We start from the raw sequence: 4,784 nt of genomic DNA, 5'->3' as shown, positions 1-4,784 counted from the left end.
CTGCGCTGCCTCAAACGCGCCATCGCCCGCGAGGCCTGGCACCTCCTCGTCCACCCCGCACCCGCACCACGCATCGACGACCTCCGTCCCCTCCGACACCTGCGAGGGCTCACCCTCACCCAGGCCGCCGAACACCTCGGAACCGTCCCCGCACGCATCAGCGAACTCGAACGCGGCACCCGCCTCAACATCCAACTCGCGAACGCCTACCGCGACTACCTCAACGCCGCTTGACATCCATAGGAGCATCTTCCACGCCTTGATCTTCCCCTGCGCGTACTCGTTTGCCACGAACAGAAGGAACGCCGACACCGCCTCGTCACTCACCCCGACGTGCCCGTGCCCGGCGCAGAACCCCTCGAACTCACCCCAGGCCGCCCGATACTGCCAGCGCGTCGACGCCGCATGCCCGAACTCGTCGATCACCAACTCCGCCCGGGTGACCACCTCACCGGATAGAACTGCTCATCTCCTGCTCACCTCCATGTGAGAACCGACAAAGATGAGCCCACACAACCACGCCCCGTTATCCCGAGGAGACAGCCACCATCCCGAAGCCGACACCGCCCCACGCTCCAGACTCGGGATAACCGAACCCTCGGGATAATCGCGGGGACGTTTCACGCGGGCCGGGATGATCGCGGTGCCGTAATGCTCCGCCAACTGGGCGTAGGCCGGGTTCAACGCCGGCTCGTACCGGTCCGCCCGCGACACGCCCGTGCGGAGGTTGTCAGGCACCAGCAGCCGACCCACGCCCCCGAACTGCTCGAACGCATGCACGTGGCCCTCGATCCACGACGACAGTGTCATGTCGGTGAATGCCTCCACATAGGTGTAGGCGCTGAACGACAACGCCGCCACGAACACCCACGCCTGGGTCGGGGTCCCGCTCAGCGGGTCCGCGAACCACATCGGGTCCCCGGCCCAGTCGACCTCGACCGACTCCCCGGGGCTGCGCTGGATCCGCATCGACGCCCCCGTCGACTTCATCCAGCGGCGGTACTGTTCGTTGAAGAACGAATACTGGTACGGCACCTCGCCCGTCGAGCGGCACTTCGCCACGTACTCGTTCCACAACACCAGCAATGTCACCGATGGCCGACCCAGCTCCCGGTGCACATACTCGAAATCTGGTGCAGCCCGCCCAGAGTCCGGCCTCACCGGCTCCGGCAGCAACGGGTGGTGGACCTCTTAATCCCCGAGGTCCGCCACCTGCCCGAACCCGACACCAGCCGAGTCCGCCGCGGCGAACGCCCCCGCCACCGTGTTACGTGAACACCCCAACGCGTCAGCGATCCCGCGCTGGCTCACCCCCTCAGCACGAAGCTGAAGAATCCTCTTGCAGTCAACCATTTGAAGGCGACCCCTCTCGTCACGACCGTGCCCCAACGGCACGGACCCGACGAACGTCCCACACGCGAAACCGCGGCCGACCCCGGCGTCACCATGGCTCAGCCGTCACCGGAACACCGGCTCACCCCACAACGGAACACCGGCTCCCGCCCAGCGCAATATGCACCAGATCGGACAGCAACGTGTGGACGGTTTTCGAGGTCATCGACGGGCCTCCGTCGGAGTGCAGCACCTCTGGGGTGCCGTGAACACGAAACCGTTGAGCATCATCTCCTTGGCGAGCAGGCCGTCCTCGCAGGCGTGCACGATGGCGCCGACGATGTAGCGGATGAGGCCTCAATGTGACTTGACGGTCCCAACTTAGGACCGGTATGGTTGGCGTGAGGTCACGGCGGGAGGCCACGACCGACTACCTAAGGGGAACACTTCATGAGTCAGCAGTTTGTGTCATGTCCGCAGTGTGCGAGCGAAGACATCACCACGTACAGCTATCAGGTGATATGCCGTGGATGTGGGTGGTCGGTCCAGTTCACGGATCCGCAGCACGTTGAGGGGCTCGGATGGGAGAACGTCAAGTCCGAAGGCCCGATCATCGAAGCTCTCGAAGCACTCCCGAGCGACTTCGGTGCGTCGCTCACGACTACCCGCAGCGCTCTGCCTGCAAGCCATCCGGTGCACTGTGCGGCGGGCGATTCTTTGACGGCAGCCGAGTTCAAGAACAAGCGCGAGGAACTCGGCCTGAGCGCGGAGTGGCTTGCTGATCGACTGGGTGTGGCGCTGAAAACAGTTCAGCGCTGGGAGAACGGACATCGATCCATTCCCACGGGGGTCGTAGCCGAGATGGACATCATCTCTACCGCGATGGGGGAACTCGCAGCGAGGCCCTGTGCCGAGCACCTGCTCGCCACACCCGATGCTGTGATGATGATTCCACGCATCGGGACCCACCATGGCTTTCCCGCATCGTGGTACCGCGCCCTCGTCGATTCTGTTCGCCACATCCTCAGCAATGAATACGGTGACGCAGGCCTCTCAGCCGCAGCCTTCAGAGTCGTCTACCTCGACGAAGCTGAGGAGCAGAAGTGAGCGCCACCGGGGTCGATGGCTTCGCCGCGCTGATTCCCGAGGAATTGTTGGACGTTCCGGGACACGCGTTCTATACCGGGGAAGCTGGCTTCACTGGCCAGCGGCCCCTCTACCTCCTAGGTCTCAACCCCGGTGGTGACCCAGGAGGTGACGGAGCGGAGACAGTGCGCCAGCAGTTCCAGCAACTCAAAGCCGGCCCACCCGTCTACTCGGCCTACGTCACGCACACATGGAAGCCGGCCGCCCGTATCGACCACAATGTTCGCCACTTGCTTCGCAAGGTGTCCCTCAAGCCAACTGAGGTCCCGGCCAGCTGTGTGGTGCTCTCGCGAACGCGTAGCGAGTCAGACCTTGCCAAGGATTTTGAACGATTGGCCGCCCTCTGCTGGCCGTTCCACGAAGCGGTGATTCGTACTCTCGGTGTGAAGGTCGTCGTCTGCTTTGGGAAGCGTGCCGGTGAGTTCGTCCGCCGGCAGTATGGCGCTCACCAGGAGATTGATGAATTCGTCGAGCGGAACAACCGTGGCTGGAAGAGTGCGACATACCTTGCTCCAGGAGGTCTGAAGGTCGTCAGCGTGACCCATCCGTCGCGTGCTGACTGGCGCAACCCGGCAGCCGACGTGTCGCCCCTCGTGGCGCGGGCACTCGAGGACGGCCAACGGCCAGTTAGCCTCGTGCTTTCATGACGGTGGGTGGACTGTAGTGGCCTGAGATAGCGAAAGTGCCCCTGACTTGGGATGATGTGACTTGTCTAGAGAAACATCGACCAACAAGAAGGAGCACCTTCGAGGTGAAGAGTACCGGCTCGTATCCCAGGGTTCATGTCGATACCGCGAAGGTGACCGCGGTCGGGCAGGCTGGCGGGATCCTGCTGACCGAAACCATCCGCGCGGCCGGCCTGGACCGGGCCCTGTCGGAGGCGCTGTCTCGGTGGCGGAAACCGTTGGCGGTCCACGACCCAGGCAAGATCGTCTGTGATCTGGCGGTGTCGCTGGTGCTCGGCGGTGAAGCGTTGAGTGACCTCGCTACCCTGCGTGCTGAACCAGGGGTCTACGGCCCGGTGGCGTCGGATCCGACTGTGTCGCGGCTCATCGCGGCCCTCGCTGCGGATGCGGACAAGGCCATCAAGGCGATCGCGGGAGCTAGGCAGCAGGCCCGCGCCACGGTCTGGGCCCTGGCCGGTGAGCATGCCCCCGACCACGAGTCGACTGCCGAGGATCCGGTGATCATCGACTTGGACGCGTCGTTGATCACCGCCCATTCGGAGAAGCAGCGCGCGGCTGCGACGTTCAAGCGAGGCTTCGGGTTCCACCCGTTGCTGGCGTTCGCCGACCACGGACCTGAGGGCACCGGCGAAGCCCTGGAGGTCCACCTACGCCCCGGGAACGCCGGTTCGAACACCGCCGCCGATCACATCACCGTCACCAAACAAGCTCTCGCGCAGCTCCCCGACCGGAACCCGCGGCCCGGACGCCGCGTGCTGATCCGCGCGGACGGGGCCGGCGGCACGAAGGAGTTCACCAAGTGGCTGACCGGGCGCAGGGTGGCGTACTCGGTCGGGTTCACCCTCCCCATGGACACCCCCGACCTCTACCACTTGGTCCCTGAGTGGGTTTGGGTGCCGGCCCTCAACAGCGATGGCGAGGCTCGCGAGGGGGCCGATCTTGCTGACTTCACCGGACTGCTGGATCTCGACGGTTGGCCTGCCGGGATGCGGGTGATCGTCCGCAGAGAACGGCCCCACCCCGGCGCTCAGCTGCGGTTCGACGACGTCGACGGCTACCGGCTCACCGCCTTCGCCACCAACACCACCCTCGGCACCCTCCAGCAGCTGGAGCTCAGGCATCGTCGACGCGCCCGCTGCGAAGACCGGATCCGGATCGCGAAAGACACAGGCCTGGCCAACCTCCCGTTGCACGGGTTCGACCAGAATCGGATCTGGTGCCAGATCGTCGCCCTGGCCTCCGAGTTGCAGGCCTGGAGCGCGATGCTGGCGCTGGCCGGTCATGAAGCCCGCCGCTGGGAACCGAAACGGCTCCGCTACCGGCTCTACACCATCCCCGCGACCCTCGCCAGAAGAGCCCGCCGCACCGTCGTCCACTTCAGCGACCGATCCCGCTGGGCCGAGCTGATCATCGACAGCATCAGCCGACTCCGAAACCTCCCGGCACCAGCCACCTGACCCTGTCCTCCACATGACCCTCTGAATCTGGCAGCTCCCGGCCTGGAAACCCGCACCGCAGACGTCACGCGGGGTCTTGTCACACCCACCTGCAAGAATCAGAACAACCCCGACGCCACCGGCGCCGACCAGCCCCACACACGCCCGTCATGAAATATCGAGG

6 protein-coding genes are annotated in these 4,784 nt (G+C 65.0%); 4 read left to right on the top strand and 2 right to left on the bottom strand.

Annotated features, from left to right (window positions below):
• Positions 1–234: a helix-turn-helix domain-containing protein gene (locus tag ACZK5D_RS16710; protein WP_463666136.1), complete on the top strand. Its 234-nt coding sequence runs from the start codon at positions 1–3 to the stop codon at positions 232–234.
• 231 nt (positions 235–465) lie between these two features.
• On the opposite strand, the gene ACZK5D_RS16705 is transcribed toward ACZK5D_RS16710, so the two are convergent.
• Together ACZK5D_RS16705 and ACZK5D_RS16700 are read right to left on the bottom strand one after the other, a co-directional pair.
• Complete coding sequence (locus ACZK5D_RS16705; protein WP_463666135.1) at positions 466–1,092, bottom strand: DDE-type integrase/transposase/recombinase; 627 nt, start codon at positions 1,090–1,092, stop codon at positions 466–468.
• 99 nt (positions 1,093–1,191) lie between these two features.
• On the bottom strand, positions 1,192–1,353 hold the full coding sequence (locus ACZK5D_RS16700) for a helix-turn-helix domain-containing protein (RefSeq protein ID WP_463666134.1): 162 nt from the start codon (positions 1,351–1,353) through the stop codon (positions 1,192–1,194).
• A gap of 429 nt (positions 1,354–1,782) precedes the next feature.
• Here ACZK5D_RS16700 and ACZK5D_RS16695 point away from each other — a divergent pair, with 429 nt between their 5' ends.
• The 3 genes from ACZK5D_RS16695 to ACZK5D_RS16685 all read left to right on the top strand — a co-directional run bounded on the left by ACZK5D_RS16695 (position 1,783) and on the right by ACZK5D_RS16685 (position 4,621).
• Positions 1,783–2,439, top strand: a complete 657-nt coding sequence (locus tag ACZK5D_RS16695; RefSeq protein WP_463666133.1) for a helix-turn-helix domain-containing protein — start codon at positions 1,783–1,785, stop codon at positions 2,437–2,439.
• Entirely contained in the window at positions 2,436–3,125 is a 690-nt protein-coding gene (locus ACZK5D_RS16690) for a uracil-DNA glycosylase family protein (RefSeq protein ID WP_463666132.1), read from the top strand. Before ACZK5D_RS16695 ends, ACZK5D_RS16690 begins: the two co-directional genes overlap by 4 nt.
• A 104-nt stretch (positions 3,126–3,229) precedes the next feature.
• On the top strand, positions 3,230–4,621 hold the full coding sequence (locus ACZK5D_RS16685) for an IS1380 family transposase (protein WP_463665165.1): 1,392 nt from the start codon (positions 3,230–3,232) through the stop codon (positions 4,619–4,621).
• The last annotated feature ends 163 nt before the right edge of the window (positions 4,622–4,784 follow it).

Source organism: Tessaracoccus yangjingae, assembly GCF_055326235.1.
This window is presented reverse-complemented; position numbering and strand designations above follow the sequence as displayed.